This is a genomic window from Methanoculleus sp. SDB, from assembly GCA_001412355.1.
Lineage (GTDB): Archaea > Halobacteriota > Methanomicrobia > Methanomicrobiales > Methanomicrobiaceae > LKUD01.
The window spans coordinates 1-1,392 of record LKUD01000032.1; the positions used below are offsets into that span (position 1 = coordinate 1).

Annotated in this window: 1 rRNA gene; it reads right to left on the reverse strand. The window is 49.9% G+C overall.

What is annotated here, in order from left to right:
• Positions 1-1,392 (reverse strand): 23S ribosomal RNA (locus APR53_08920); the annotation flags it as partial.

The window sequence follows — 1,392 nt, forward strand, 5'->3', positions numbered from 1 at the left end:
CTTAACCTTCCGGCACCGGGCAGGTGTCAGTCCCTATACGTCCTCTTACGAGTTAGCAGAGACCTGTGTTTTTGTTAAACAGTCGCCTGGGCCATTTCTCTGCGGCCTAGAAAAGCTCCAGCGGCAAGCGCTATCACCTTTCCAGGCACCCCTTATTGCGAACTTACGGGGTAAATTTGCCGAGTTCCTTAACCAGAGTTCTCTCGAGCACCTTAGGATACTCTCCTCATCTACGTGTGTCCGTTTACGGTACGGTCACCATAACACCCTTACTATGGCTTTTCTTGTCAGTATGGGGTCAACCACTTTGCGGCCTAAGGCCTCGCCGCATTCCTTTAATAAATGCGGATCGGGATTTCCATCACCCGACTGGTCTACCCTTCTGCACCCCCACAGTAAGTCTTGATCGTGTCATAGTGGCGTGGGAATATTAGCCCACTTCCCATCGACTACGCCTTTCGGCCTCGCCTTAGGGGCCGTCTAACCCTGGGCGGATTAACCTTCCCCAGGAAACCTTAGATTTTCGGTGAGCAGGTTACTCTCCTGCTTTTTCGCTACTCATTCCAGCATTCTCTCTTCTGTATCGTCCACCTTATCTTACAATAAAGCTTCAACCGGTACAGAATGCTCCCCTACCGATCATACTAAAAGTACAATCCCACAGCTTCGGTACGAAGCTTAAGCCCCGAGTTATTTTGGGCGCAGATTCACTCGACCAGTGAGCTGTTACGCACTCTTTGAATGAATGGCTGCTTCTAAGCCAACATCCTGGCTGTTTTAGTAAATCCACTTCCTTAACCACTTAGCTTCGATTTAGGGACCTTAGCTGATGGTCTGGGTTGTTCCCCTCTCGTGAATGGAGGTTAGTCCCCACTCGCTGACTCCTATCCTCTAAAGTACTGGTATTCGGAGTTTGGTTGAGGTTGGTACCTTTTTGGAGGCCCTAGCTCATCCAGTGCTCTACCCCCAGTACTAAACAGATAAGGCTAGCCCAAGAGCTATTTCGGGGAGAACCAGCTATCTCCGAGTTTGTTTAGCCTTTCACTCCTATCCACAGCTCATCCGAAGATTTTTCAACATCTACCGGTTCGGTCCTTCATTGGGTGTTACCCCAACTTCAACCTGGCCATGGATAGCTCACTCGGCTTCGGGTCTACTCCATGCGACTAAGTCACAAAGTGACACGCCCTATTCAGACTCGCTTTCGCTATGGCTTCGCCACAGAATGGCTTAACCTTGCCACAAAGAGTAACTCGCTGGATCATACTGCAAAAGGCACGCGGTCAGGCGGATTTCCGAAGAAATCAACCCTCCCACTGATTGTAAGCAATTGGTTTCAGATTCTATTTCACTCCCCTCCCGGGGTTCTTTTCACCTTTCCCTCACGGTACT